Annotated in this window: 21 protein-coding genes; 10 read left to right on the top strand and 11 right to left on the bottom strand. The window is 72.6% G+C overall.

All coding sequences use genetic code 11. From position 1 onward, the window contains the following. Positions 1–2: 2 nt before the first annotated feature. The 3 genes from hisB to hisD are packed head-to-tail and all read right to left on the bottom strand — an operon-like array spanning position 3 to position 3,024. Positions 3–596: an imidazoleglycerol-phosphate dehydratase HisB gene (gene hisB / locus ACFZP7_RS09870; RefSeq protein WP_019328035.1), complete on the bottom strand. Its 594-nt coding sequence runs from the start codon at positions 594–596 to the stop codon at positions 3–5. After that, complete coding sequence (locus tag ACFZP7_RS09875) at positions 593–1,702, bottom strand: histidinol-phosphate transaminase (protein WP_127433927.1); 1,110 nt, start codon at positions 1,700–1,702, stop codon at positions 593–595. Before ACFZP7_RS09875 ends, hisB begins: the two co-directional genes overlap by 4 nt. Next, entirely contained in the window at positions 1,699–3,024 is a 1,326-nt protein-coding gene (hisD, locus tag ACFZP7_RS09880) for a histidinol dehydrogenase (RefSeq protein WP_019328033.1), read from the bottom strand. Before hisD ends, ACFZP7_RS09875 begins: the two co-directional genes overlap by 4 nt. A gap of 200 nt (positions 3,025–3,224) precedes the next feature. Between hisD and ACFZP7_RS09885 the strand changes: the two genes are divergently transcribed. From ACFZP7_RS09885 to ybaK, 4 genes are all read left to right on the top strand, one after another. Further along, a complete protein-coding gene (locus tag ACFZP7_RS09885; protein ID WP_046248147.1) occupies positions 3,225–4,802 on the top strand; it encodes a hypothetical protein in 1,578 nt (525 codons plus the stop codon). A gap of 323 nt (positions 4,803–5,125) precedes the next feature. Continuing rightward, positions 5,126–6,151, top strand: coding sequence for a hypothetical protein (locus ACFZP7_RS09890; RefSeq protein ID WP_385638405.1), 1,026 nt, complete (start codon positions 5,126–5,128; stop codon positions 6,149–6,151). Between the two features lie 11 nt (positions 6,152–6,162). Beyond that, positions 6,163–6,903: an LON peptidase substrate-binding domain-containing protein gene (locus ACFZP7_RS09895; RefSeq protein ID WP_031017029.1), complete on the top strand. Its 741-nt coding sequence runs from the start codon at positions 6,163–6,165 to the stop codon at positions 6,901–6,903. Positions 6,904–6,917: 14 nt separating this feature from the next. After that, positions 6,918–7,418: a Cys-tRNA(Pro) deacylase gene (gene ybaK / locus ACFZP7_RS09900; protein ID WP_019328029.1), complete on the top strand. Its 501-nt coding sequence runs from the start codon at positions 6,918–6,920 to the stop codon at positions 7,416–7,418. Positions 7,419–7,459: 41 nt separating this feature from the next. Here the strand turns inward: ybaK and ACFZP7_RS09905 are convergent, their stop codons facing one another. The 4 genes from ACFZP7_RS09905 to ACFZP7_RS09920 form a co-directional block, all read right to left on the bottom strand. Next, on the bottom strand, positions 7,460–8,155 hold the full coding sequence (locus tag ACFZP7_RS09905; RefSeq protein ID WP_030972013.1) for a hypothetical protein: 696 nt from the start codon (positions 8,153–8,155) through the stop codon (positions 7,460–7,462). 34 nt (positions 8,156–8,189) lie between these two features. Then, on the bottom strand, positions 8,190–9,014 hold the full coding sequence (locus tag ACFZP7_RS09910) for an ABC transporter permease (protein ID WP_031017028.1): 825 nt from the start codon (positions 9,012–9,014) through the stop codon (positions 8,190–8,192). A 100-nt stretch (positions 9,015–9,114) separates the two neighbouring features. Then, a complete protein-coding gene (locus tag ACFZP7_RS09915) occupies positions 9,115–10,089 on the bottom strand; it encodes an ABC transporter ATP-binding protein (RefSeq protein ID WP_031017027.1) in 975 nt (324 codons plus the stop codon). Between the two features lie 142 nt (positions 10,090–10,231). Then, entirely contained in the window at positions 10,232–11,449 is a 1,218-nt protein-coding gene (locus ACFZP7_RS09920) for an NYN domain-containing protein (RefSeq protein WP_385634247.1), read from the bottom strand. Between the two features lie 236 nt (positions 11,450–11,685). Here ACFZP7_RS09920 and ACFZP7_RS09925 point away from each other — a divergent pair, with 236 nt between their 5' ends. Further along, a complete protein-coding gene (locus ACFZP7_RS09925; protein ID WP_078855098.1) occupies positions 11,686–11,853 on the top strand; it encodes a hypothetical protein in 168 nt (55 codons plus the stop codon). Positions 11,854–11,946: 93 nt separating this feature from the next. On the opposite strand, the gene dnaE is transcribed toward ACFZP7_RS09925, so the two are convergent. Next, positions 11,947–15,486, bottom strand: a complete 3,540-nt coding sequence (gene dnaE, locus ACFZP7_RS09930) for a DNA polymerase III subunit alpha (RefSeq protein WP_385634248.1) — start codon at positions 15,484–15,486, stop codon at positions 11,947–11,949. A gap of 235 nt (positions 15,487–15,721) precedes the next feature. On the opposite strand from dnaE, the gene ACFZP7_RS09935 reads away from it, so the two are divergent. The 4 genes from ACFZP7_RS09935 (at position 15,722) to ACFZP7_RS09950 (ending at position 20,527) form a co-directional block, all read left to right on the top strand. Beyond that, positions 15,722–17,062 (top strand): DUF2252 domain-containing protein, encoded by a 1,341-nt coding sequence (locus ACFZP7_RS09935; protein ID WP_385634249.1) that lies wholly within the window; start codon positions 15,722–15,724, stop codon positions 17,060–17,062. Positions 17,063–17,148: 86 nt separating this feature from the next. Further along, positions 17,149–17,856, top strand: a complete 708-nt coding sequence (locus tag ACFZP7_RS09940; protein ID WP_019328021.1) for a hypothetical protein — start codon at positions 17,149–17,151, stop codon at positions 17,854–17,856. 95 nt (positions 17,857–17,951) lie between these two features. After that, a complete protein-coding gene (locus tag ACFZP7_RS09945) occupies positions 17,952–18,752 on the top strand; it encodes a DsbA family protein (protein ID WP_029393884.1) in 801 nt (266 codons plus the stop codon). 89 nt (positions 18,753–18,841) lie between these two features. Next, entirely contained in the window at positions 18,842–20,527 is a 1,686-nt protein-coding gene (locus ACFZP7_RS09950) for an alkaline phosphatase D family protein (protein WP_385634250.1), read from the top strand. On the opposite strand, the gene ACFZP7_RS09955 is transcribed toward ACFZP7_RS09950, so the two are convergent. Continuing rightward, on the bottom strand, positions 20,512–21,165 hold the full coding sequence (locus tag ACFZP7_RS09955) for a dienelactone hydrolase family protein (RefSeq protein WP_376194451.1): 654 nt from the start codon (positions 21,163–21,165) through the stop codon (positions 20,512–20,514). The genes ACFZP7_RS09950 and ACFZP7_RS09955 overlap by 16 nt on opposite strands. A 60-nt stretch (positions 21,166–21,225) precedes the next feature. On the opposite strand from ACFZP7_RS09955, the gene ACFZP7_RS09960 reads away from it, so the two are divergent. Further along, complete coding sequence (locus tag ACFZP7_RS09960; protein WP_109203120.1) at positions 21,226–22,353, top strand: mechanosensitive ion channel family protein; 1,128 nt, start codon at positions 21,226–21,228, stop codon at positions 22,351–22,353. 636 nt (positions 22,354–22,989) lie between these two features. Here ACFZP7_RS09960 and ACFZP7_RS09965 read toward each other — a convergent pair. Continuing rightward, positions 22,990–24,576: a Na+/H+ antiporter gene (locus ACFZP7_RS09965; protein ID WP_029393882.1), complete on the bottom strand. Its 1,587-nt coding sequence runs from the start codon at positions 24,574–24,576 to the stop codon at positions 22,990–22,992. A gap of 88 nt (positions 24,577–24,664) precedes the next feature. Continuing rightward, on the bottom strand, positions 24,665–25,081 hold the full coding sequence (locus tag ACFZP7_RS09970) for a GNAT family N-acetyltransferase (RefSeq protein ID WP_046250550.1): 417 nt from the start codon (positions 25,079–25,081) through the stop codon (positions 24,665–24,667). Positions 25,082–25,104: the final 23 nt, after the last annotated feature.

The raw sequence follows: 25,104 nt of genomic DNA on the forward strand, positions 1-25,104 counted from the left end.
GGTTACAGCGCGCCCTTCGTGGAGGGCAGGATGCCGGCCGCGCGCGGGTCGCGTTCGGAGGCGTAGCGCAGGGCCCGGGCCAGCGCCTTGAACTGGCACTCCACGATGTGGTGCGCGTTGCGCCCGTAGGGCACGTGCACGTGCAGCGCGATCTGGGCCTGGGCGACGAAGGACTCCAGGATGTGCCGGGTCATCGTGGTGTCGTACTCGCCGATCATCGGCGCCATCTTCTCGGGCTCGGTGTGCACGAGGTAGGGGCGGCCGGAGAGGTCGACGGTGACCTGGGCGAGGGACTCGTCCAGCGGGACCGTGCAGTTGCCGAAGCGGTAGATGCCCACCTTGTCGCCGAGGGCCTGCTTGAAGGCGGCGCCCAGCGCGAGGGCGGTGTCCTCGATGGTGTGGTGGGAGTCGATGTGCAGGTCGCCGTCGGTCTTCACGGTCAGGTCGAACAGACCGTGCCGGCCGAGCTGGTCGAGCATGTGGTCGTAGAAGCCGACGCCGGTGGCGATGTCGGTCTTGCCGGTGCCGTCGAGGTCGATCTCGACGAGGACCGAGGTCTCCTTGGTCGTGCGCTCCACGCGTCCCACGCGGCTCATGTGTTCTGCTCCTTCTTGACTTCACGGACCGCGTCGAGGAACGCGTCGTTCTCCTCCGGGGTGCCGGCGGTGACCCGCAGCCATCCCGGCACGCCGTTGTCCCGGACCAGGACGCCCCGGTCGAGGATCCGCCGCCACACCTCGTGGGAGTCCGCGAACCGCCCGAACTGGACGAAGTTGGCGTCGGACTCGGTCACCTCGTAGCCGATGGCGCGCAGTTCGGCGACCAGCCGGTCCCGCTCGGCCTTGAGCTGCTCGACGTACTTCAGCAGCGTGTCGGTGTGCTCCAGGGCGGCCAGCGCGGTCGCCTGGGTGACGGCCGACAGGTGGTAGGGCAGCCGTACGAGCTGGACGGCGTCGACGACGGCCGGGTGCGCGGCGAGGTAGCCCAGGCGCAGGCCCGCCGCGCCGAACGCCTTCGACATGGTGCGCGAGACGACGAGGTTCGGCCGGCCGTCCAGCAGCGGCAGCAGCGAGGCGCCGTGGCTGAACTCGATGTACGCCTCGTCGACCACCACCATGGAGGGCTTCGCGGCCTGTGCCGCCTCGTAGAGGGCGAGGACCGTCTCGGCCGGGACCGCGTTGCCCGTGGGGTTGTTGGGGGTGGTGATGAAGACGACGTCCGGGCGGTGCTCGGCGATCGCCTTCTCGGCGGCGGGCACGTCGACGGTGAAGTCCTCGTGGCGCGGGCCGGAGATCCAGCCGGTGCCGGTGCCGCGCGCGATGAGGCCGTGCATCGAGTACGACGGCTCGAAGCCGATCGCGGTGCGGCCGGGCCCGCCGAAGGTCTGGAGCAGCTGCTGGATGACCTCGTTGGAGCCGTTGGCCGCCCAGACGTTGGTCACGTCGAGCGGGTGGCCGGAGGTGTCGGTCAGGTACCGGGCCAGCTCGGTGCGCAGCTCGACCGCGTCCCGGTCGGGGTAGCGGTTGAGGTGGCGGGCGGCCTCGCGGACCCGCTCGGCGATCCGGTCGACCAGCGCGTCGGGGAGCGGGTACGGGTTCTCGTTGGTGTTCAGCCGCACGGGCACGTCCAGCTGGGGCGCGCCGTAGGGGGACTTGCCGCGCAGCTCGTCCCGCACGGGGAGGTCGTCGATTCCGAACGTCACTTGCTCTCCGGGACCTTCCAGTCGAACCGGGCCTTGATCGCGGCCCCGTGCGCGGGCAGGTCCTCCGCCTCCGCCAGCGTCACCACGTGGTGCGCGACCTCGGCGAGGGCGTCGCGGGTGTAGTCGACGATGTGGATGCCGCGCAGGAAGGACTGCACGGACAGGCCCGAGGAGTGGCAGGCGCAGCCGCCGGTGGGCAGGACGTGGTTGGACCCGGCCGCGTAGTCGCCGAGCGAGACGGGCGCCCAGGGGCCGACGAAGATCGCGCCGGCGTTGCGGACGCGGTCGGCGACGGCGGCGGCGTCGGCGGTCTGGATCTCCAGGTGCTCCGCGCCGTAGGCGTCGACCACGCGCAGGCCCTCGTCCACGCCGTCGACCAGGACGATCGCGGACTGGCGGCCCCCGAGCGCCGGGACGATCCGGTCGTCGACGTGCTTGGTGGCCCGGACCTGCGGCTGGAGCTCCTTCTCGACCGCGTCCGCGAGCTCGACGGAGTCGGTGACCAGGACGGCGGCGGCCAGCGGGTCGTGCTCGGCCTGGCTGATCAGGTCGGAGGCGACGTGCACCGGGTCGGCGGTGGAGTCGGCCAGGATCGCGATCTCGGTCGGGCCGGCCTCGGCGTCGATGCCGATCTTGCCGGTGAAGTAGCGCTTGGCGGCGGCGACCCAGATGTTGCCGGGGCCGGTGACCATGTCGGCGGGCGGGCAGGACTCGGTGCCGTACGCGAACATCGCGACGGCGGTGGCGCCGCCGGCCGCGTACACCTCGTCGACGCCGAGCAGGGCGCAGGCGGCGAGGATCGTGGGGTGCGGGAGCCCGCCGAACTCGGCCTGCGCGGGCGAGGCGAGCGCGATCGACTCGACGCCGGCCTCCTGCGCGGGCACCACGTTCATGACCACGGACGACGGGTAGACCGACCGGCCGCCCGGCGCGTACAGCCCGACCCGGTCGACCGGCACCCACTTCTCGGTGACCGAGCCGCCGGGGACGACCTGCGTGGTGTGCGTGGTGCGGCGCTGCTCGCGGTGGACGAGGCGGGCGCGGCGGACGGACTCCTCCAGCGCGGCCCGCACGGCCGGATCCAGCTCCTCCAGCGCGCGCGTGAGCGCGGCGGCCGGAACCCGGACCCGGTCCAGCCGGACCCCGTCGAACTGCTCGGCGAAGTCGATCAGCGCCGCGTCGCCACGATGATGCACGGCCTCGCAGATCGGGCGCACCTTGTCCAGGGCGGCCGCGACGTCGAAGTCGGCTCGGGGCAGCAGGTCGCGCAGGGCGGAACCCTCGGGGAGGGCGTCGCCGCGCAGATCGATTCGGGAGATCACGGAACCAATTCTCTCAGACCCGCGTCGGACACCGTCCGCGCGTATCAATGGCTGATACAGAACGCGACGGCCCGGCGCGGACCGTCGCCCGTCGACGTTGACCCGATCTCACTTTGAGTGTTCAACCGGTCACCCAGTGGGCATGAACGGTTGTACGAAGGGTGAGCGACCGGCGAGTAGGTGGGAAGGGGGTGAATGCCGTGACCGAAGGGGCCGGCCATCGTGACGGAGAGCTGCCGGACGACCTGACGGCCGCCGAGGCGGGCATGTGGCAGGCCTTCCGCAACGGCAGCGTGTACGACCTGTCCAGCGGCGACGCGCTCGTCGACGACCCGCACGGCGGGCACCTCTGGGGGCCGGAGCGGACCGTGCGGGCCCGCATCGTGTGCTGGCTGCTCCTCGACGGCCCGCCCGCGCTCGCCGGCCGGGTCTCCTCGCTGCAGCTCGTGGGCGTGCGGATCAGCGACACGATGGACCTCGCGGGCGGCACCGTGGAGCCCTACGTGGAGCTGCGGGCCTGCCGCTTCGACCGGGAGGTGGTGCTGCCGGAGACCCGGTTCACCACGGTCCGGCTGGTGGACTGCTCGGTGCCGCGCCTGGAGGCGGCCCGGCTGCAGACCGAGGGCGACCTGCATCTGCCGCGCTGCCGGTTCCGCAGCGGCATCCGGCTCACCGACGCCCAGATAGGCACCGACCTGCTGCTGAACCAGGCGGTCGTGCACCGGGACCGCAGCGGCCGCTCCATCGCGGCGGACGGCATGACCGTCGGGCAGGACCTCCAGGCCGAGATGCTGGAGTCGCACGGCGAGGTGAGCCTGCGCAGCGCCAAGGTGGGCGTCTCGCTGAGTCTGCGCGGCGCCCGGCTCCTCAACCCGTACACGCGGCACGCGCTGAACGCCCCGCAGCTGACGGTGGAGCGCACCCTGTACATGACCCCGGCGGGCCTGGGGAGCCCGCTGCTGCGCGGGACGACGCCCGCCCAGGGCACGCGCATCCAGCGCTTCGAGTGCGAGGGCGGGGTGCGGCTGGACGACGGGCGGTTCGGCGACGCGCTCGACTTCGAGCACGCCCGATTCACCTTCACCGACGACCAGGAGCTGTCGCTGCGCCGGGTGCAGACGCCCGAGCTGCGCTTCCTGGGCGAGCGGCCGGCGCGCGGGCGGGTGGTGCTGTCGGGGGCGCGGGTGGTCAACCTGATGGACCGGGCGGACAGCTGGCCCGGCCCCGGCCGGCTGCACATGGGCGGCTTCGCCTACGAGAACCTGGTGCCGCGCGGTCCGTTCCCGCTGGAGAAGCGGCTGCGCTGGGTGGGTGCCGCGACCGCCGAGTACAACCCCGAGCCGTACGAGCGCCTGGCCGCCGTGCTGCGGGCCGGCGGCGAGGACGAGGACGCCCGCGAGGTGCTGCTCGCCAAGCACCGCCGGCGCCGCGAGAGCCTGCCCGTCGCCGCGAAGCTCGTGGGGTACGCCCAGGACTGGACGGTCGCCTACGGCTACCGGCCCGGCCGGGCGGCGGTGTGGATGGCGGTGCTGTGGGCGGCGGGTTCACTGGCCTTCGCCCGGGCCGCCCCGCCCCCGCTCAAGGCGGGCGAGCACCCGGACTGGAATCCGGCCCTCTTCGCCCTGGACCTGCTCCTGCCGGTGATCGACCTGGGCCAGGTCGGCTTCTGGCAGCTCCGCGACGGCTGGCAGTGGCTGGCCACGGCCCTGATCCTCGCCGGCTGGATACTGGCGACGACGGTGGCAGCGGGGGCGACCCGGCTCCTGCGCAGGAGCTGAGCCCTCCGGGGGCGGGGCGAGGTGCCCCTGCCCTCGGGGCGACGCCGGGCCCGACGGGGGTACCGGGCCCGACGGGGGTGCCGTGACAGGGGCGCCTTGCCGGGGCGCCGTGACGGGGCCTCCCGCTGGGGCGGGGGCCTCTCGCTGAGGCGGCACCCGTGGGAGGACGCCTCCCCCACAGGGGGCTCCGCGCCGGGAGTACACCCCCACAGGGGCCATCCGCCGTGAGTGGACGCCTCCCGCAGGGGCGGCCGGGTGCCGGTGGGCGGTCGGAGGGCAGGCCGGCGCACAACCATCGCGAGCCCTCGGCCGTCGTACTGGCCATGCTGCGCGCGTTCCTCCGGACGGCGGCCCGGGCCCGCTCGCGGGCGTCCCGGCCCGCCCAAGACGACGACGTGCTCCTCGACGCCCCCGACGACCGTCTCGCCCCCGCCCTCGTCGCCGCGGCGCGCGGCGAGCACGCCCCGGCCGCCGCCCTCCTCGCCGCCACCCGTGAGAACACCGAGTGGGAGCACCGGGACCACTACGCGAGCGCCCTCGCCGCCTTCGCCCGCTCCCGCGCCGAATGGCTCGACGGCTGGCGCGGCGCCGCCCCGGACGATCCCGACGCCCTGCTCGTCGAGGGCCGGCTGACGGTGGACCGCCACTGGGACTCGCCGGCCCGCGCCGAGCTGCTGCGCCGGGTGGCCCCCGCGGTCACGGCCGCCGCCGAGGCCGCCGGGAGCGATCCGGTGCCGTGGCGGACCGCCCTGGACGCCGCGCGGGGCGCCCGTGCCGGGCACGCCGAGTTCGAGCGGCTGTGGGCGCAGGCGGTGCGCCGCGCCCCGCACCACTACGGCTGCCACGTGGCCGCCCTGGAGTACCTGGCCACGGCCTCCCCCGGCGCCCACCGCGAGTGCCTGGAGTTCGCCGAGACCGCCGCGCAGGACGCCCCCGAGGACTCCCTGGTACGGGCGCTGCCGCTCAGGGCGGCCTTCACCTTCCTCACCGCGGACGGCGACGGCGCCCCGGCCGGTGCGCTGCGGACCCGTCTGGACGCGGCGGCCGACGGCGCCATCGCCGTCTCCGCCGCCCAGCCGCCGGCCGATCCCTGGCCGGCCGGGCTGCGCAACCTCCTGGCGTACGTCCTGGTGCGTCTGGAGCGCTTCCCGGACGCGGCGGAGCAGCTGCGCCTGACCGGCCCCTACGTGACGTCCTTCCCCTGGGACCGGGACGCGGACGACCCGCTGGGCCGCTTCCTCCAGGTGCGCGCGGACGTCCGCGCGGCGGTGGCCTCCGCACCGGGCACGGCGGGCCCGGGACGTCCACGGAACGGGCGCGGCGGTCGCGTCCGCCCGGACGACCATTAGGCTTCTGCGACGTGACCACCGTCCGGCTCCCGCTCTTCCCCCTGAACTCGGTTCTGTTCCCGGGGCTGGTGCTCCCGCTCAACATCTTCGAGGAGCGCTATCGCGCCATGATGCGCGAGTTGCTCAAGACCCCCGAGGACGAACCGCGCCGGTTCGCCGTCGTGGCGATCCGCGACGGCCACGAGGTGGCCCGTACCGCGCCCGGCATGCCCGACCCCACGGCGCTCCCCGAACTCGGCCCGGCGGCCGGGTTCGGTTCCGACCCGCTCAAGGCGTTCCACAAGGTGGGCTGCGTCGCGGACGCGGCGACGATCCGCGAGCGTGCCGACGGCACCTTCGAGGTGCTGGCCACCGGTACGACCCGGGTGCGGCTGCGCTCGGTGGACGCCTCGGGTCCGTTCCTGACGGGTGAGCTGGAGCCGTTGGAGGAGGAGCCCGGCGACGAGGCGGGGGCGCTGGCCGAGGGGGTGCTGCGGTCCTTCCGGCAGTACCAGAAGCGGCTGGCGGGGGCCCGCGAGCGATCGCTGTCCACCGGCGCGGACCTGCCGGACGAACCGGGCGTGGTCTCCTATCTGGTCGCCGCCGCGATGATGCTGGACATCCCCACGAAGCAGCGCCTGCTCCAGGCCCCCGACACGGCCTCCCGGCTGCGGGACGAGCTGAAACTCCTTCGCTCGGAGACGGCCATCCTCCGTACGCTGCCGTCGTTGCCGTCGTCGGAACTGACGCGCGGCCCGACGAGTCTCAACTAGAGGTACGGACCCGGATGGCGAAGAAGTCCAGGAAGCAGCAGTCCGGCGGCACCCCGGCGACGGTGGCGCTGACCGCGGCCGGAGTGGCGTACACGGTCCACGCGTACGACCACGACCCCGCCCACCCCTCGTACGGGGAGGAGGCCGCCGAGGCGATGGGCGTCTCCCCGGACCGGGTGTTCAAGACCCTGGTCGCGGAGGTGGACGGCGCGCTGACGGTCGCGGTGGTGCCGGTGGCGGGCCAGCTGGATCTGAAGGCGCTGGCGGCCGCGGTGGGCGGCAAGCGGGCGGCGATGGCCGACCCGGCCCTGGCCGAGCGGACCACGGGCTATGTGCGGGGCGGCATCTCCCCGCTGGGCCAGCGCAAGCGGCTGCCGACGGTCCTGGACGCGTCCGCGTCGGACCACGCCACGATCTGCGTCTCGGCGGGCCGCCGGGGCCTGGAGGTCGAGCTGTCCCCCGGCGACCTGACCGAGCTGACGCACGCGGTCCTGGCCCCGATCGGGCGCGCGTAGCCCCCGGGGAACGCGCGGGTGACGCGGCCCGGGGGCGCGGGCTAGGCCGACGTCTTCCCGTACGGAGCGGGCCACGGGTCGGGCTCGGGGTCCCGGGGCCCGAACAAGCCGGTGAGACCCAGGTGGACCACCAGGGCCGCGATCGGCCAGGCCAGCAGCGCGCCCTTCGCGCCCAGCTTCAGCGGTGCCGAGAAGGTCACGCCCTTGCCCACCTCCTTGGCGTGGGCGACGACGTCCTGGGCCGGGCCGAGCCAGATGCCGACCCGCCAGGCCAGCAGCGACCCGAGCAGACCGCCCGCGCCCAGCGCCACCACCAGCGGCACGCCGCCGCGCCGCCGCAGCAGGAAGACGGCCACCGCGCTCAGCGCGCCGAACGCCAGGGCGAGCAGCGTGAACGTTCCGTCGACGCCGACCGACTGCTCGCCCTCGGACTCCTTGAGGTAGACCAGCCACCTGTCGCCGACCACCTCGCCGACCAGCGGCACGCTCGGCGCGAGCTTCCACCAGAGCACGCCCAGCAGCACGCCGGAGAGGGCCACCGCCACCGCGGCCACGGCGGCCTGCCGCACTTCGGTCAACATCCCGGGGCCGTCCTGTTCTCCGTGGTCGCCGTGCGTGCCGTACGGGGCGCCGGGAGGGGTGCCCACCGCGTGCGCACCGACGGGCGGCGGCACCGGTCCGCCCTGGTACGACGAGCGTTCGTTCGGTGGTGGTGGCGGAGTCAGAGGAGCGGTCACCCCGTCATCGTGCCAAACCCGCCTGTGCGGCGCTTCACCGGACGGCGGCCCGGCGGTACGCCCAGGTGGCGACGGCCAGCGAGAGGACACCGACCACGGCGCACACCGCGAGGTCACCGAGGACGAAGGCCCAGTCGGGCCGCTCCCCGAAGGTGCGCGCGAACGCCTCCACGCCGTACGTCGAGGGCAGCAGGTCCCGCGCCAGGCGCACCACCTCGGGCATCCGCTCGGCCGGCAGCACGCCCAGCAGCAGCGCCGCCGACATGCCCAGCTGGCCCAGAAGGGTGGCGAACTCGGGCCGGGGCGCGAGCAGGCCCAGGGCGGCGCCCAGCCCGGCGAGCGCGGCGCCCGCCAGCGGGATCACGGCCACCAGCACCCACAGGTGGGTCATCGGCAGCCCGAACAGCAGACAGCCGAACACCGCCGTCACCACGGTCCCCGGCACGGTGAAGGACGCGTACGCGCCCGCCGCGCCCAGCACCACCGCGGCCGGCGGCACCGGCAGCGTCGCGTAGTGGTCGAGGCCGCCGCTCGCGCGCAGCTGTCCGAAGTACTGGGCGAGCAGGTTCAGCGCGACGAAGGCGACCACGAGCACGGACGAGCCCGCGACCACGGCCCGTGCCTCGCCGCCGCCGTCCACGACGCCCCGCATCAGGATCATGATGCCGATCGACTGGAAGGTGGCCACGAAGAGCAGCGGGATGCGCGCGACCCGGGCCCGGGACAGCTGCGCCCGGTACACGGCCACCAGGGAGGGCCACAGCCGCGCCTTCGGCCCGAGCTCGGCCGCGCCGACGGCGCCCTGCTCCTCGGCGGCCAGGGCACCGCCCGGCAGAACATCGGCGGGTACGACACTCACGTCGCGCAGCTCCCCTTCGTCGGTGTCTTTCGCGGCGGGCCCGGACGGGTCGCCCCGACGGATACGGCCGCGGCGGCCCGGATACTCACCGTGCGGATGCTCAAGCCCTCACCAGCCCCTGCCGCGCGGCACCGCCCAGGGCCAGGTACACGTCCTCCAGGCTGGGCGTGGCCAGGGTGAAGTCGTCCAGGGCGGCGAAGGCGGCGCCGCCGGTGACGGTGGCGACGACCGCCCGGGCCTCCTCGGGGGCCAGCCGCAGCGTCCAGCGGCGCCCCGACTCGGCGGCGCGGTCGCGCAGCGCGGCGACCTCGGGGACGTGCAGCGGGGCGGTCTCGCGCCACACCAGGTCGACGCGGACCTCGCCGGCGACCTTCTCCTTGAGTCCGGAGGGCGTGTCGCAGGCGATGACGCGGCCCCGGTCGAGGACGGCGACCCGGTCGAGGACGGTCTCGGCCTCGATGACGTTGTGGGTGACGAGCAGGACGGTGGAGCCGAGTTCGGCGCGCCGCCGGTCGACCGCCGCCCACACCGCGCGGCGGGCCACCGGGTCCATGCCGGTGGTGGGTTCGTCCAGGACGAGCAGCGGACGCTCCCCCACCAGCGCGGCGGCGAAGCAGGCCAGGCGGCGCTGGCCGCCGGAGAGCTTCCTGATCGGGCGGGAGGCGATCGCGGTCAGGCCCAGTTCCTCGAGGACGGCGTCCCGCTCGGCGCGGGCCCGGCGCACCTCCAGGCCGCGCAGCCGCCCGGTGGTCTCGGCGGCGAGCGACACGGTCAGCTCGTCCAGGGCGCTGGACTCCTGCCCGAGGTAGGCGAGGATGCGGGCGGCGCGCTCGGGGTGGCGCACGATGTCGTGGCCGAGGATCTCCACGCTGCCGGCGTCGGGGCGCATCAGGCCGGTGAGCTGGCGTACGAGGGTGGACTTGCCGGCGCCGTTCGGGCCGAGCAGGCCGAAGATCTCACCGCGCCGGATGTCCAGGGTCACGTCGTCGGTGGCGCGCACCTCGGGGGTGGCGGGAACGCCGCGCCGGCCGCGTACCGCCGGATAGGTCTTGGTCAGTCCGCGCACCGCGCACACGGCATCGCCACCGGGTCGAAGTGCCTGTGCCGCGCGCGTACTCACAAGGGACGAGACTACGGGGTCCGTCCCCCCGCCCCGCCCTCGGGTCCGCCCATAAGTGTCGATTCAGCCGCGGGAGGCACGGGACGGGCCCGGGGGCTCAGTCCGCCGCGGGGGTGCGCTCGGTCGCCGTACGGACGTCGACCTCGCGCCAGAATCCCGCCCGGATCGCGTACCGGTCGTGCTCGTCGATCTGGTCGTCCTTGTGGGCGAGCAGCCCGAAGCGGGCGGCGTAGCGCAGCAGCTCGCCGTCGACGCGGTGCGGGATGCGGGGGTACATCCCGGAGAGCCGTTGCAGGTGGCCGTGGTCGCCGAGGCGCTCCAGCCAGCGGCGGGCGAACACCTGTCCGACCTCGTACGGGTCCCCGCCGACCGTGGTGATGTCCTCCTCGCGGTCGGCCCAGCGCTGCTCGGCCGTGGTCAGCTGGGCCAGGGTCGGCATGGAGGCGGCCTCGGCCGGTTCGGCGGCGGGCCGGTCGACCCAGCCCTTGTCCGAGGACCAGCGCAGGGTGGCGGAGGTCGGGGGGTGCGGGGCGGCATGGGCGCCGGGGGCGCGCAGGGCGGCGAGGTCCTTGGGGGTGGGGACGCCTTTGGTGGGTGTCGCGCGTTCCTCGCTGCCGTTGCGCGCGGCGCCGGACCTCGTGGCGCGCTCGGGCTCCTCGGTGTGCCGCTCGGCGGCGGCGGAGAGGGCGGACTCGGGCAGCGGCGCGGAGAGGATCGCGGCGATCTCGGGGCGGGGCACGGGCGGGGGCGCGCAGATCCCGCCGAGTTCCTTGGCGCGCACCGCCTTGGTGATCCAGGCACGGTCCAGGACGCGGCGCTCGTCGGCCTCGGCGACCAGGTCCTCGGACTGGTTGTAGTCGCCGTCGGCGGCCTGGACGGCCCACAGGTGGACGGCGACGCCGTGCTCCTTGGCCGCCATCATGCCGGGCAGCAGATCGCCGTCGCCGGTGACGAGGACCACGTCGGAGCAGGCGCGGTTGCGGGCCAGCTCGGTCAGCTCGGCGTGCATGGCGGCGTCCACGCCCTTCTGCGCCCAGCGCCCGTCACTGCGGGTGAGGGCGCCGAGCCGGACGGTGACGCGGGGCATCACGCGCAGCCGGCGGTGCTCGGGCTGGGGCACCCGGTCGGGGGCGCCGTCGAACCAGTAGATGCGCAGCAGGGGCTGCTGCGTGTCGGACTCGGCGCGCTCGCGCAGGCCCTGGATGAGGGCGGCGTGATCGACGGTGATGCGGGAGCGTGAGGGCTCACCGGCGAGGAGACTGGCGGCGGCCCCCAGCAGATACCCGGCGTCCACCAGGACGATGCAGCGGTCCACGCGATCCACCCTCTTTCCGGGAGGTTTGCTTCGGGCTTCCTTCGAGTCTGCCCGACCACACGGAGGTTAACGGCGCGAACTCGATCTTCGGCGTGGCGTTTCCGCGTCCCGCTCCGCGCTCGGCACCCCGCCCGACCGCGTCACACACGGTAATTGCCCGATATGCGTTCTTTGTTGGGCTGTGTGAATCTGAAGTCGGCCCTGGCCCCTAGATCCCCCTCAGGAGGTAGATCACCATGGCCAAGAACAAGAACAAGAGTGACCGTAAGCAGCCCCAGTCCGCCCGTGCCACGCAGGCCGCCGAGTCCGCCGTCATGGACCGCGAGGAGCAGCACTCCCCGACGCTGACGGCCCCCGGTGACGCCGCCTCCCGCAAGCGGCAGAAGCGCTTCGGCCACAACTGACAACCGCGCGACGGGCCGATCGGGCCCCGCACGCACGAGGGGCGCACCCGGAGACCGGGGCGCCCCTCGCTCGTACGACGGCTGTCGCTCCGCTCAACCCGCCAGGCAGGCCGGGCCCAGCAGCACCTTCAGGTCGCCGAACAGGGCCGGGTCGGGCTTGACGCGGTGCCGGTCCAGGCGCAGCACGGTCGTCTTGGTCGGCCCCTGGAGCTTGATCCGCACCTCGCTGTCGCCCCGGTGGTGGGTGAGGATCTCACCGAGGCGGCTGACCATGGGCGGCGTGACCCTGGTCGCCGGGATGGTGAGGACCACGGGCGCGTTGGTGCCGGCGTTGGACAGGTCGGGCACCATCAGCTCCATCGCGACCAGCCGCGGCACGTCCTCCCGCTTGTCCAGGCGCCCCTTGACGAACACCACGGCGTCCTCGACGAGTTGGGTGGACACCAACTGGTAGGTGGCCGGGAAGAACATGCACTCGATGGAGCCGGCCAGGTCCTCGACGGTGGCGATCGCCCAGGCGTTGCCCTGCTTGGTCATCTTGCGCTGGAGGCCGGAGATGATGCCGCCGATGGTGACGACCGCGCCGTCGCCGAAGTCACCGCCGGTGAGCTGGGAGATGCCCGCGTCGGCCTTGTCGGACAGCACGTGCTCCAGTCCGAAGAGCGGGTGGTCGGAGACGTAGAGACCGAGCATCTCCCGCTCCTGGGCGAGGAGATAGGTCTTGTCCCACTCCTCCTCGCTGAAGACGACGTCCAGTCCGAAGCCCGGCTCGTCGGTCTGCTCGTCGCCCATGCCGCCGAAGAGGTCGAACTGCCCCTCGGCCTCCTTGCGCTTGACCGCGACCACGTTGTCGATCATCGGTTCGTACTGCGCGGTCAGGCCCTTGCGGGTGTGCCCCATCTCGTCGAAGGCGCCGGCCTTGATCAGCGACTCCGTCGTCCGCTTGTTGCAGACGACCGCCTCCACCTTGTCCAGGTAGTCGGGGAAGGAGGTGTACTTCCCCTTGGCCTTGCGGCACCGGATGATCGACTCGACCACGTTGGTGCCGACGTTGCGCACGGCGGAGAGGCCGAAGAGGATCACGTCGTCGCCCTGGGCGGCGAAGTTGGACATGGACTCGTTGACGTTGGGCGGCAGCACCTTGATGCCCATGCGCCGGCACTCGTTGAGGTAGACGGCCGACTTGTCCTTGTCGTCCTTGACCGAGGTGAGCAGGGCGGCCATGTACTCGGCCGGGTGGTTCGCCTTGAGGTACGCCGTCCAGTACGAGACCAGTCCGTACGCGGCCGAGTGCGCCTTGTTGAAGGCGTAGCCGGCGAAGGGGACCAGCACGTCCCACAGGGCCTGGATGGCTTCGTCGCTGTAGCCGTTCTTCCGGGCGCCGGCCTGGAAGATGACGAAGTTCTTCTCCAGTTCCTCGGGCTTCTTCTTGCCCATCACGCGGCGCAGGATGTCGGCCTCGCCGAGCGAGTAGCCGGCGATGATCTGGGCGGCCTTCTGCACCTGCTCCTGGTAGACGATCAGGCCGTAGGTGACCGCCAGGACCTCCTGGAGGGGCTCCTCCAGCTCCTTGTGGATCGGCGTGATCTCCTGGAGGCCGTTCTTGCGCAGCGCGTAGTTGGTGTGCGAGTCCATGCCCATCGGGCCGGGACGGTAGAGCGCGGAGACGGCGGAGATGTCCTCGAAGTTGTCGGGCTTCATCAGCCGCAGCAGGGAGCGCATGGGGCCGCCGTCGAACTGGAAGACGCCGAGCGTGTCGCCGCGCTGGAGCAGTTCGAAGGTCGTCGGGTCGTCCAGGGGCAGGGACAGCAGGTCCAGGTCGATGCCCTTGTTGGACTTCACCATCTTGACGGCGTCGTCCATGATCGTGAGGTTGCGCAGGCCGAGGAAGTCCATCTTCAGCAGGCCGAGCGACTCGCACTGCGGGTAGTCCCACTGCGTGATGGTCACGCCGTCGGTGTGCCGCACCCAGATCGGGGCGTGGTCGACGATCGGCTCGCTGGACATGATCACGCCGGCCGCGTGCACGCCCATCTGCCGCACCAGGCCCTCGACGCCCTTGGCGGTGTCGATGACCTTCTTCACATCCGGCTCGTTCTCGTACATCGCGCGGATCTCGCCGGCCTCGCTGTAGCGCGGGTGGGTCGGGTCCGTGATGCCGTTGAGGTCGATGCCCTTGCCGAGGACGTCGGCGGGCATGGCCTTGGTGAGGCGGTCGCCCATCGCGTACGGGTAGCCCAGCACGCGCGCGGAGTCCTTGATGGCGTTCTTCGCCTTGATCTTGCCGTAGGTGCCGATCATGGCGACCTTGTCGGCGCCGTACTTCTCCGTCACGTACCTGATCACCTCGACGCGCCTGCGCTCGTCGAAGTCGATGTCGACGTCGGGCATGGAGACGCGCTCGGGGTTGAGGAACCGCTCGAAGATCAGGCCGTGCGGGATCGGGTCGAGGTCGGTGATGCCCATGGCGTACGCCACGATCGAACCGGCCGCGGAGCCTCGGCCGGGGCCCACCGCGATGCCCTGGTTCTTCGCCCACATGATGAAGTCCGCGACCACGAGGAAGTAGCCCGGGAACCCCATCTGGATGATGACGTCCATCTCGTACTCGGCCTGCTTCTGGCGGTCCTCCGGGACGCCGCCGGGGAAGCGGCGGGCCATGCCGCGGCGGACCTCCTCCTGGAACCAGGTGACCTCGGTGTACCCCTCCGGGATGTCGAACTTCGGCATGAGGTCGCGCTTGACGAACATGCCCGTGGTGTCGACCATCTCGGCGATCAGGCGCGTGTTGGCGCAGCCCTCCTGCCAGGCGTCGGAGGAGTCGATGGCGTACATCTCGTCCGTCGACTTCAGGTAGTACCCGGTGCCGTCGAAGCGGAAGCGGTCCGGGTCGGAGAGGTTCTTGCCGGTCTGGATGCACAGCAGGGCGTCGTGGGCGGTCGCCTCGTGCGCGTAGGTGTAGTGCGAGTCGTTGGTCACCAGCGGCGGGATGCCGAGCTTCTTGCCGATCTCCAGGAGGCCGTCGCGGACCCGGTGCTCGATCTCGATGCCGTGGTCCATCAGCTCCAGGAAGTACCGGTCCTTGCCGAAGATGTCCTGGTAGTCGGCGGCGGCCTTGAGCGCCTCGTCGAAGTGGCCGAGGCGCAGCCGGGTCTGCACCTCGCCGGAGGGGCAGCCGGTGGAGGCGACGATGCCCTCGGACCACTGGGAGATGGTCTCCTTGTCCATCCGGGGCCACTTCTGCAGCCAGCCCTCGGCGTAGGCGTCGGAGGAGAGCCGGAAGAGGTTGTGCAGCCCGGTGCTGTTCACGGCCCACATGGTCTTGTGGGTGTAGCCGCCGGAACCCGAGACGTCGTCCCGCTTCTGGTGCGGCTGCCCCCACTGGATCTTGCGCTTGTTGCGGCGGGACTCGGGCGCGACGTACGCCTCGATGCCGATGATCGGGGTGACCCCGGCCTTCTGCGCGGAGTGGAAGAAGTCGTACGCCCCGTGCAGGTTGCCGTGGTCGGACATGGCGATGTGCGTCATGCCCATCTCGTTGCAGGCGTTGAACATGTCCTTCAGCCGCGCGGCACCGTCCAGCAGCGAGTACTGGGTGTGGACGTGCAGGTGCGTGAACGGCGCTTTGGACACGTGCGGCCTCCTGAGAAAACTGTGGGCTACGGGCTGCGGTCAGTCCGGGGGGTCAGCGTCGAAGTCTATGCCTCGCCACTGACACTCCGAGGGCTTCCCCGCGTACCTTCGGGGGCGGGTCCGCGTGTCGCGCGCGGACCGCGGGCGCGGGCACTCCCGCACCCCTTCGAACGTTGGTCCGAGTGGAGATCCGCTCCACCCGTCGCAGCACCATCCGCACCAGGAGGCACCAGGCATGTCGGTTCCGCAGCTCAACGAGGAGCACCGCGGCGAGGAGATCCTCGCCGTCTTCGACGCCGCCTTCGGCACGCTGCTGGCCGCGGATCCGGCGGCGTTCCGCGTGAAGTTCCGGAAGATGGCGGCCTCGGCCTTCGCGTTCTACCGCGGCACCGCATGCCTCTTTTACCACGATTTGACCGAGGACAAGGAGTTCGGTTCCCAGGACGGCGGCCCCTACCTGGACGACCGGACCTCCCGGGTGTGGATCCACGGCGACCTCCACGCGGAGAACTTCGGCACGTACATGGACTCCACCGGCCGGCTGATCTTCAACGTCAACGACTTCGACGAGGCCTACGTCGGCCCCTTCACCTGGGACCTCAAGCGCTTCGCCGCCTCCGTCGCGCTGATCGGGTACGCGAAGGCGCTCAGCGACGAGCAGATCACCGAGCTGGTGCGGGTGTACGCGGACGCGTACCGCGAGCGGATCCGCGCCCTGGCCACCGGCGCCAAGAGCGACGAGGTGCCGCCCTTCACCCTGGACACCGCCGACGGGCCGCTGCTGGGCGCCCTGCGCGTCGCCCGCTCTCTGACCCGGTTCGGGCTGCTGGAGTCGATGACCGAGATCCGCGACTTCGAGCGCCGTTTCGCCCCGGGCGGCGGCTCCATCGAGCTGGACGCGGCCACCCGCTACAAGGTGCTGGCGGCCTTCGACGGCTACCTGGAGACCCTCCCGGAGTCCTCCCTGGCCCGTCCCGACTCCTACCGCGTCAAGGACGTCGTCGGCCGCCGCGGCATCGGCATCGGCTCGGCCGGCCTGCCCTCGTACAACATCCTGCTGGAGGGCAACAGCGACGCCCTGGAGAACGACGTCGTGATCTACATCAAGCAGGCCCAGACCCCGGCGGTCTCCCGGCACATCACCGACCAGGCGATCCGGGACTACTTCCAGCACGAGGGCCACCGCACGGTGATCTCCCAGCGCGCCCTCCAGGCGCACGCCGACCCGTGGCTGGGCTGGACCGAGCTGGACGGCGCGGGCCAGCTGGTCGCCGAGGTCTCGCCGTACGCCGTGGACCTGGACTGGAGCGACATCGACGACCCGGAGGAGATCGCCGAGGTCGTCGCCGACCTGGGCCGGGCCACGGCCGCCATGCACGCGGCGGCGGACGACCAGTCCGGTGAGTCCCTGGTGCCGTTCTCCACGGAGCGGGCCATCGACGCGGCGATCGCGGCCGACGAGGAGGGCTTCGCGCCCCTGCTGGTCGACTTCGCGCACCGGTACGGGGCACGCGCGCGCGCCGACCACCAGACCTTCGTGGATCTCTTCCGCAACGGCCGGATCCCGGGGCTGTGACCATTCCGGTTCGATAACCGTCGGCCTTCTCACAGGAACCCTTTAGGGGTCCCTTACCGGACCCCGTGACACACTCTTCTTTCGCTATGGACATATCCGGAACCCCGCTCAGAGCCGTACGCGCGGCGCTGTTCACGGCACTCGTCGTGACGCTCAGCACCGCGTCGCACGTGCTGCTGTCCGGGGTTCCGCTGCCGCTGGCCACGGTGGCGGCCGTCGCCGGCGCCGTCTTCCTGATCGCGTACGCCCTGGCCGGTCGGCGCGAGCGCGGCTTCGGGCGGATCGCCGCCCTGCTGATCCCGCTGGAGCTGGCCGCCGACACGGTCTTCACCACCGGCCAGCACGTCTGCTACGGCAGGGCGGGCGGCCCCGTCGCGGGCCCGCTGCGCTCGGTCGGCTTCGACGTGCTGTGCGGTGACGGCACCGGCGTCCACGCCGGGGTCGCCGCCCCGCTGAGCCGGGTGACGGGCGCCGAGACCGACCGGCTGGCGACCGCCCTCGCCGACGCCGACCCCCGGACCGCCTGGCTGCTGCTCGGCGCGCACCTGGGGGTCGGGCTGCTGGCGGCGGCCTGGCTGCGGCGCGGCGAGCGCGCGCTGGCCCAGCTGCTGAGCGCGGTGGCCGCGACCACCTTCCGGCCGCTGCTGCTGGCCGTCGCGGCCGTGAGCGCACGCCGGGCCCCGGCGGTGCGCCGCCCCGCGGTCCCGGCCGCACGCACCACCGGCGCCCGCGAGGCGATCCTCACCCACTCCCTGGGACGGCGCGGACCGCCCTGCCCGGCCGCCCTCGTGTGACCCGCGCGCCCGCGCGACACACGGCCGAGCACCGGCAGTCCCCCGTACGTATTCCGCACACCGACCGTGTGCGCGTCCCCGGAGAGATCATCACCATGAGCAAGCGGAACAGTCAGGCGGCGAAGTCGGCGGCCCGTGAGCGGCTGCGCGTGGAGCGCGAGCGCCAGGCCAAGCGCGACAAGGTCAGGCGGCAGGTCATCGTGGCCTGCTCGATCGTCGGCGTGCTGGCGATAGCCGGCGGCATCGGCTACGCCGTCGTCCAGAGCAACCAGCCCTCGAAGTGGGAGGAGGCCGCCGACGCCAAGGTGGTGGCCCCGGCCAACACCTCCGGCAAGAACGGCACCACGGTCACCCTGGGCGAGTCCAAGAGCGACAACGTCGTCCACCTCTACGAGGACCCGCGCTGCCCGGGCTGCGCCAACTTCGAGCAGACCATCGGCGAGACCGTCAACAAGGGCATGGAGGACGGCACCTACAAGCTCTCCTTCACCATCGGCACCTTCCTCGACGGCAACCTCGGCGGCGAGGGCTCCAAGAACGCCCTCAGCGCCCTCGGCGCCGCGCTGAACGTCTCCCCCGAGGCGTTCATCGACTACAAGACGGCGCTGTACTCGTCCGAGTACCACCCCTCGGAGTCGACCGACGAGTTCGCCAAGGACGACTACCTGATCAAGGTCGCCAACTCGGTCGACGCCCTGAAGGACAACAAGAAGTTCCAGGACGCCGTGAAGAAGGGCACCTACGACGCCTGGGCCATGAAGATGGGCGACGCCTTCCAGAAGGCCGAGGACGTCCAGTCGACCCCGACCGTCAAGATCAACGACAAGGTGATCGAGACCCCGAGCACGGACGCCGACTGGCAGAAGGCGCTCAAGGACGCGGGCGTCACGAAGTAGTACGCGCCGGCCGTACGCAGGTGAACGAGCGGGCGAACTTTTACGAGTTCGCCCGCTCGCGCCCATACCGATCAGTAGCCTGATCGTCCGTGACCAGTCGACACAGATCAACCGAGACTTCCGCCCCGTCGTCCGCCGCACGCACGGGCGCCCGCACCCCGAGCCGCCGCACGGTCGTCAAGGCCGCGGCGGCCGGCGCCGTTCTGGCCGCCCCGCTCGCCGCCGCCCTGCCCGCCGGTGCCGCCGGCGCGGCCCCCGCCTTCCTGCACGGCGTCGCCTCCGGCGATCCGCTGCCCGACGGCGTCCTGCTGTGGACCAGGGTGACCCCGGTCCCCGAGGCCGTGCCGGGCTCCGGAACCGGCCCCGACACCGAGGTGGACTGGGTCGTCGCCACCGACAGGGACTTCACGAACGTCGTCGCCAAGGGGTCGGTCACCGCGACGGCCGCCTCCGACCACACCGTGAAGGCCGACGTCCGGGGCCTGGCGCCCGCCACGGACTACTGGTTCCGCTTCTCCGCCGGTCCCACCGACTCCCCCGCCGCCCGCACCCGCACCGCCCCCGCCGCCGACGCCTCCGTGGCGGGCCTGCGCTTCGGCGTGGTCTCCTGCGCCAACTGGGAGGCCGGCCACTTCTCCTCGTACCGGCACCTCGCGGCCCGCGGCGACCTGGACGCCTGGCTGCACCTGGGCGACTACATTTACGAGTACGGCAGCGGCGAGTACGGCACCCGCGACACCGTCGTACGTCCGCACGCGCCCGCGCACGAGATCCTCACGCTCGCCGACTACCGCGTCCGGCACGGCCGTTACAAGACCGACCCGGACCTCCAGGCGCTGCACGCCACCGCTCCGGTGGTGGCGATCTGGGACGACCACGAGATAGCCAACGACACCTGGTCGGGCGGCGCCGAGAACCACACCGAGGGCGCCGAGGGCGCCTGGGCGGCGCGTCAGGCCGCCGCCAAGCAGGCGTACTTCGAGTGGATGCCGGTCCGCCCCGCGATCGCCGGGACCACCTACCGCCGGCTGCGCTTCGGCAAGCTGGCCGACCTGTCGCTGCTGGACCTGCGCACCTTCCGCTCCCAGCAGGTGTCACTCGGCGACGGCAAGGTCGACGACCCGGAGCGCACCCTGACCGGGCGGGCCCAGATGGACTGGCTGAAGTCCGGCCTGGCCTCCTCCGACACCACCTGGCGGCTGGTGGGCAACTCGGTGATGATCTCGCCGTTCGCCATCGGCTCGATCCCCGCCGAGCTGCTGAAGCCGCTGGCCGAGCTGCTGGGACTCCCCAAGGAGGGGCTCGCCCTCAACACCGACCAGTGGGACGGCTACACCGACGACCGCCGGGAGCTGCTGACCCATCTGCGGGCGAACGGCGTCCGCAACACGGTGTTCCTGACCGGCGACATCCACATGGCCTGGGCCAACGACGTGCCGTACAACGCCGCCACGTACCCGCTGTCCGCCTCGGCCGCCACGGAGTTCGTCGTCACCTCGGTGACCTCCGACAACCTCGACGACATCGTGAAGGTTCCCGAGGGCACGGTCTCGGCGGTCGCGGCGCCGGTCATCCGGGCCGCCAACCGGCACGTCCACTGGGTCGACACCGACCGGCACGGCTACGGCGTGCTGGACGTCACGGCGGAGCGGACGCAGATGGACTTCTACGTCGTCTCCGACCGCACGGACCCGGGCGCCACGTCGAAGTGGGCCCGGTCGTACCGCACGCGCAGCGGCACGCAGCGGGTGGAGCGGGTCTACTCGCCCGTCTGAGGCTCGTCCGCCCCCGGGGACTCCTGGAGCGAGTCGAGGAAGCCGAGTGCCACCCGCCAGGTGGCCTCGGCCGCCTCCGCGTCGTAGTCCGGCAGGTCGGGGTCGGTGTAGAGGTGACCGGCCCCGGCGTACCGGTGCACCTCGACGTCGGCGCCGATGCGGCCCATCTGGAGGTACCAGGCGCTGAGCCAGTCGTCCGTCTCGAAGGCGTCCGGCTCGGCCACGTGCAGCTGGACCGGCAGATCGTCGACCGAGGCGTTGGGGGCGATGTCCGAGGTGCCGTGCAGCAGGAGCAGGCCGCGCGCCCGGTGGTCGCCGAGGGCGAGGGTCTGGGCGATGGAGGCGCCGAGCGAGAAGCCCGCGTACACCAGCCCGCGCTCCGAATAGGGCGCGGCGGCCAGCACCGCGCGCTTGAGCAGCTCCTCCCGCCCGATCCCGTCCTGGTGGGCCATGCCCTCCTCGACCGTGTCGAAGGTACGGCCCTCGAAGAGGTCCGGGGTCCACACCTGGTGCCCGGCGTCGCGCAGCCGGTCGGCGGCCTGCCGCACCGCGGGCCTCGGGCCGAGGGTCGAGTGAAAGAGCACGATGTTCATGAGGCCATGGTGCCAGCCGGGTGTGACAGCGCGATCGGCGGCGATACCCGGGGCGGGACGCAAGTCACAGGTTCACGGCACGGCGGGTCCGGTTACGTTCGAGGGATGGAGACGATACTCCGCCCGCTGACCGTGGTCGGCGGCTCGATCCTGCTGACCCTCGTCATCGGATGGGCCACCGACCTGCTGCTGCGCAAGGCCGACGCGCGGCATCCCGAGACGCCCCTGTGGGGGCTGCTGCGCCGAGCCCGCATCCCGTACCAGGTCATGCTCTGCGCGGCACTGCTGAGAGGGTCCTACGTCGAGGCACAGGTGTTCCCCGACCACCGCGCGACGGTGGGCCGGGTGCTGACGCTGCTGCTGATCGGCTCGGTGGCCTGGCTGGTGACCCGGATCGCCGCCGCGGTCGTCGAGGCGTCCTACTCCCGCTACGCCCACGCCCACGCCCAGCGCGACCCCGCCCGGGTGCGGCGGGTGCGGACCCAGGTCTCGCTGATCATGCGCGTGGTCACGGCGGTCGTCGCCGTGGTGGCCGTGGCGGCGATGCTGCTGACGTTCCCGGCGATGCGCGCGGCGGGGGCCTCGCTGCTGGCCTCGGCGGGCATCCTCGGCATCGTCGCCGGTGTGGCCGCGCAGTCCACCCTCAGCAACATGTTCGCCGGGTTCCAGATCGCCTTCGGCGACATGGTGCGCATGGGCGACACCGTCGTGGTGGACGGGGAGTGGGGCACCGTCGAGGAGATCACGCTGACGTTCCTGGCCGTGCGGACCTGGGACGAGCGCCGGATCACCATGCCGGTGTCGTACTTCACGTCCAAGCCGTTCGAGAACTGGTCGCGCGGCACCCCGCAGATGACCGGCACCGTCTTCTGGCACCTCGACCACACGGCGCCGCTGGACCTGATGCGCGAGCGGCTGCGCGACATCCTGCGCGAGTGCCCGGCCTGGGACGGCCGCGACTACAACCTGACCGTCACGGACACCACGCCGAACACCATGCAGGTGCGGGCCCTGGTGACGGCGAAGGACGCGGACGACATCTGGACGGTACGGGTCACGGTGCGCGAGGGGATGATCCGCTGGCTGGCCGACGAGCACCCGTACGCGCTGCCCCGCGTCAACACGGCCGACGCGGCCCTGCGCCCTTCCGCCGACGGCCTCCACCGCCCCCGCCGCCCCTCCCCCGACGGCAGCCCCCGCCGCTTCCCGGAACAGCCGGCGAAGACCCTGTGACCCCCGGCCCGTGCACCGGGCCCGGATCCGCGCGCTCGGTCCGGATTCGCGCGCTCGGCCCGGGCCGGGTCGGCGGGCACGGTCGGGCCTGCGGTCCGGGCCGGTGGCACTCTCCTCCGGGCCGGTGGTCCGGGTCGGTGGTCCGGGCCTGCGGGCACGGTCCGGGCACCCACGAGCGGCGTGGCGGGCACAAGCCCGCACAGGACCAGCGGGCACCGGCCCGAACAGGACCACCGGGCACGGGCCCGGCGGGCACGGCTGCGGGCGCGACCGCCCGGGGCACCACTAGACCCGGCGGGGATCAACGGTCACCCGACCGAGACCAACGGCGCCCGATAGTGCCCGACGGACCGAGTCCGCACCGACGAGCCCGGCTCTCGTCCCTGACGCCGGCTCAGCCCGATAAGGCCCGGACCCGCGCCCCCAGCCCCCGGCCCCCCAGCCCGGGCGCACGGCCCTCCGGAACCCGACCGGCACGGGACCGCGCGGCCGGTCGCCCGATGCCGGGGCCGTCCGGCGACGACCGCCGAAAGGCCGCCGAAAGGCCGCCGACCGGGCACGCACCCCCTCCGCCGTCACCCGCCGCGTTCGTCACCGGCCCTCGTCCACGCGCCGGCACGCCCGCACCGCCCGGCCTCACCGCATGCTGCGCACATCCAGGTGACGCAGGACCCGGTCGACGATCTCCGGGTCCGCGCCGGGTTCGCTGCGGGCGGCCAGCACCTCGTGGCGGGCCGCGCTCAGCATCTCGCCGTGGATGCGGCGGATCCGCTTCACCCGGCGGGCCCGCTGCTCCTGCGCCTCACGCCGCTCCTCGTCACCGACGTCCGGACTGATCCGCAGCCCGATGTCGAAGGCCCTCCGCAGCATCTGCTCGGACAGTTCCTCCGGCAGTTCCTCCACCGCCTCGATCTCCCTGAACCGCCGCTTGGCCGCCTTGGCCGCCCGCACGGCCAGTTCCTTCTCGTACCGCTTCTCCCGTTCGGTGTCCGCGCGCACCCCGAGCCGGCTCACCAGCCACGGCAGCGTCAGGCCCTGCAGCAGCAGCGTGACCATGATCACGCCGAAGGCGATGAAGATGATCTCCTCGCGGTGCGGGAAGGCGGACCCGTCCTCCGTCTCCAGCGGGATCGCCAGCGCCAGCGCGACCGAGGCGACGCCCCGCATGCCCGACCACCACATGACGACCGTCTCCCGCCAGGAGGTGGGGATGTCCTCGTCCTGGTCCCGCCGCCGGTGCAGCCGCTGGGTCAGCCAGGTGGCCGGCAGCAGCCACAGCAGCCGCACCAGGATCACCACGCCCACGACGGCCGCGGACCAGCCGAGCAGCTCGCCCCAGCGTCCGGAGGCCGTGCGGATGGCGTTGTGCAGTTCCAGGCCGACCAGCCCGAAGGCGACGCCGGTGACGAGCGTGTCGACGACGTCCCACACGGTGTGCCCGGCCAGCCGGGTCATCACGTCGTCGGCGTCGAAGGCGTACTCGGCGAGGAACATCGCGGTGGTGAGCACCGCCAGCACCCCGGAACCGTGCAGTTCCTCGGCCAGCACGTACGCCACGTACGGCACCAGCAGCGTCATGCCGATCTGCAGCGTGGCGTCGCCCAGCACGCTCATCACCTTGTTGGTGGCCCAGCCCAGCGCGAGACCGACCGCGACGGCGACCACGGCGGACAGCACCAGGTCGAGCCCCGCCCGCCACGGCGAGAAGGTGCCGCCGACCGCGGCGGCGATGGCCACGTGGTACAGCACGATGGCCGTCACGTCGTTGAACAGCCCCTCGCCCTCCAGGATCGACACCAGACGGCGCGGCAGCCCCAGTTGCCCGGCGACGGCGGTGGCCGCGACCGGGTCGGGCGGCGCCACCAGCGCGCCCAGCGCGAAGGCGGCGGCGATGGGGAGCCCCGGCACGATCGCGTGGGCGACCGCGGCGACACTGGCCATGGTGACGAAGACCAGCGCCACGGCCAGCAGGAAGATCGGCCGCTTGTTGGCCGCGAACTGCCGCCAGGAGGTGCGCCGTACGGCCGCGTAGAGCAGCGGCGGCAACAGCGCGGGCAGGATGAGGTCGGGCGGGATGTCGACGTTGGGCACGAAGTCGACCAGCGCCATGACGATGCCGAGGACCGTCATCAGCACCGGCGCCGGCAGTCCGAGGCGGGCCCCGATCGGGACGCTCAGCAGGGCCCCGAGCAGCAGCATGAACAACAGGCCCAACTGATCCACGGTCACCGCTCCGGTGGTCTCTCGGCGTCACACGGCGGACCTCAAGCCTGTCACGTCGCCGGTCCCACCGGCCCGAAGGACGGCTCCGCTACAGGGCGCGCCGCATCGCACGGTGGGGTATCCCGGCGTCCGGGAACTCGGGTCCGTACGCCTCGTACCCCAGTCGCTCGTAGAAACCCAGGGCGTGGGTCTGCGCGTGCAGATCCACCGCGGTCAGTCCGCGCGCGCGTGCCGCCTCCTCGACGGCCCGCACCAGGGCGGCACCGACGCCCAGCCCGCGGGCCTCCCGGGTCACCGCGAGCCGGCCCAGCGAGCCCACGGACGGGTCACCGCCGGTCTTCGCCTCGGCGGCCTCGCCGTGCAGCAGCCGGCCGGTGCCCAGGGGCGTGCCGTCCGCCCGCACCGCCAGGACGTGCACGGCGACGGCGTCGTACGCGTCGTACTCGATGTCCTCGGGGACCTGCTGCTCGGCGACGAAGACCTCCTTGCGCACGGCGAAGCACATCTCAAGGTCGGCGGGGTCCTCGG

This window comes from Streptomyces sp. SudanB5_2050 (genome assembly GCF_964272335.1).
GTDB classification, from domain to species: domain Bacteria; phylum Actinomycetota; class Actinomycetes; order Streptomycetales; family Streptomycetaceae; genus Streptomyces; species Streptomyces rochei.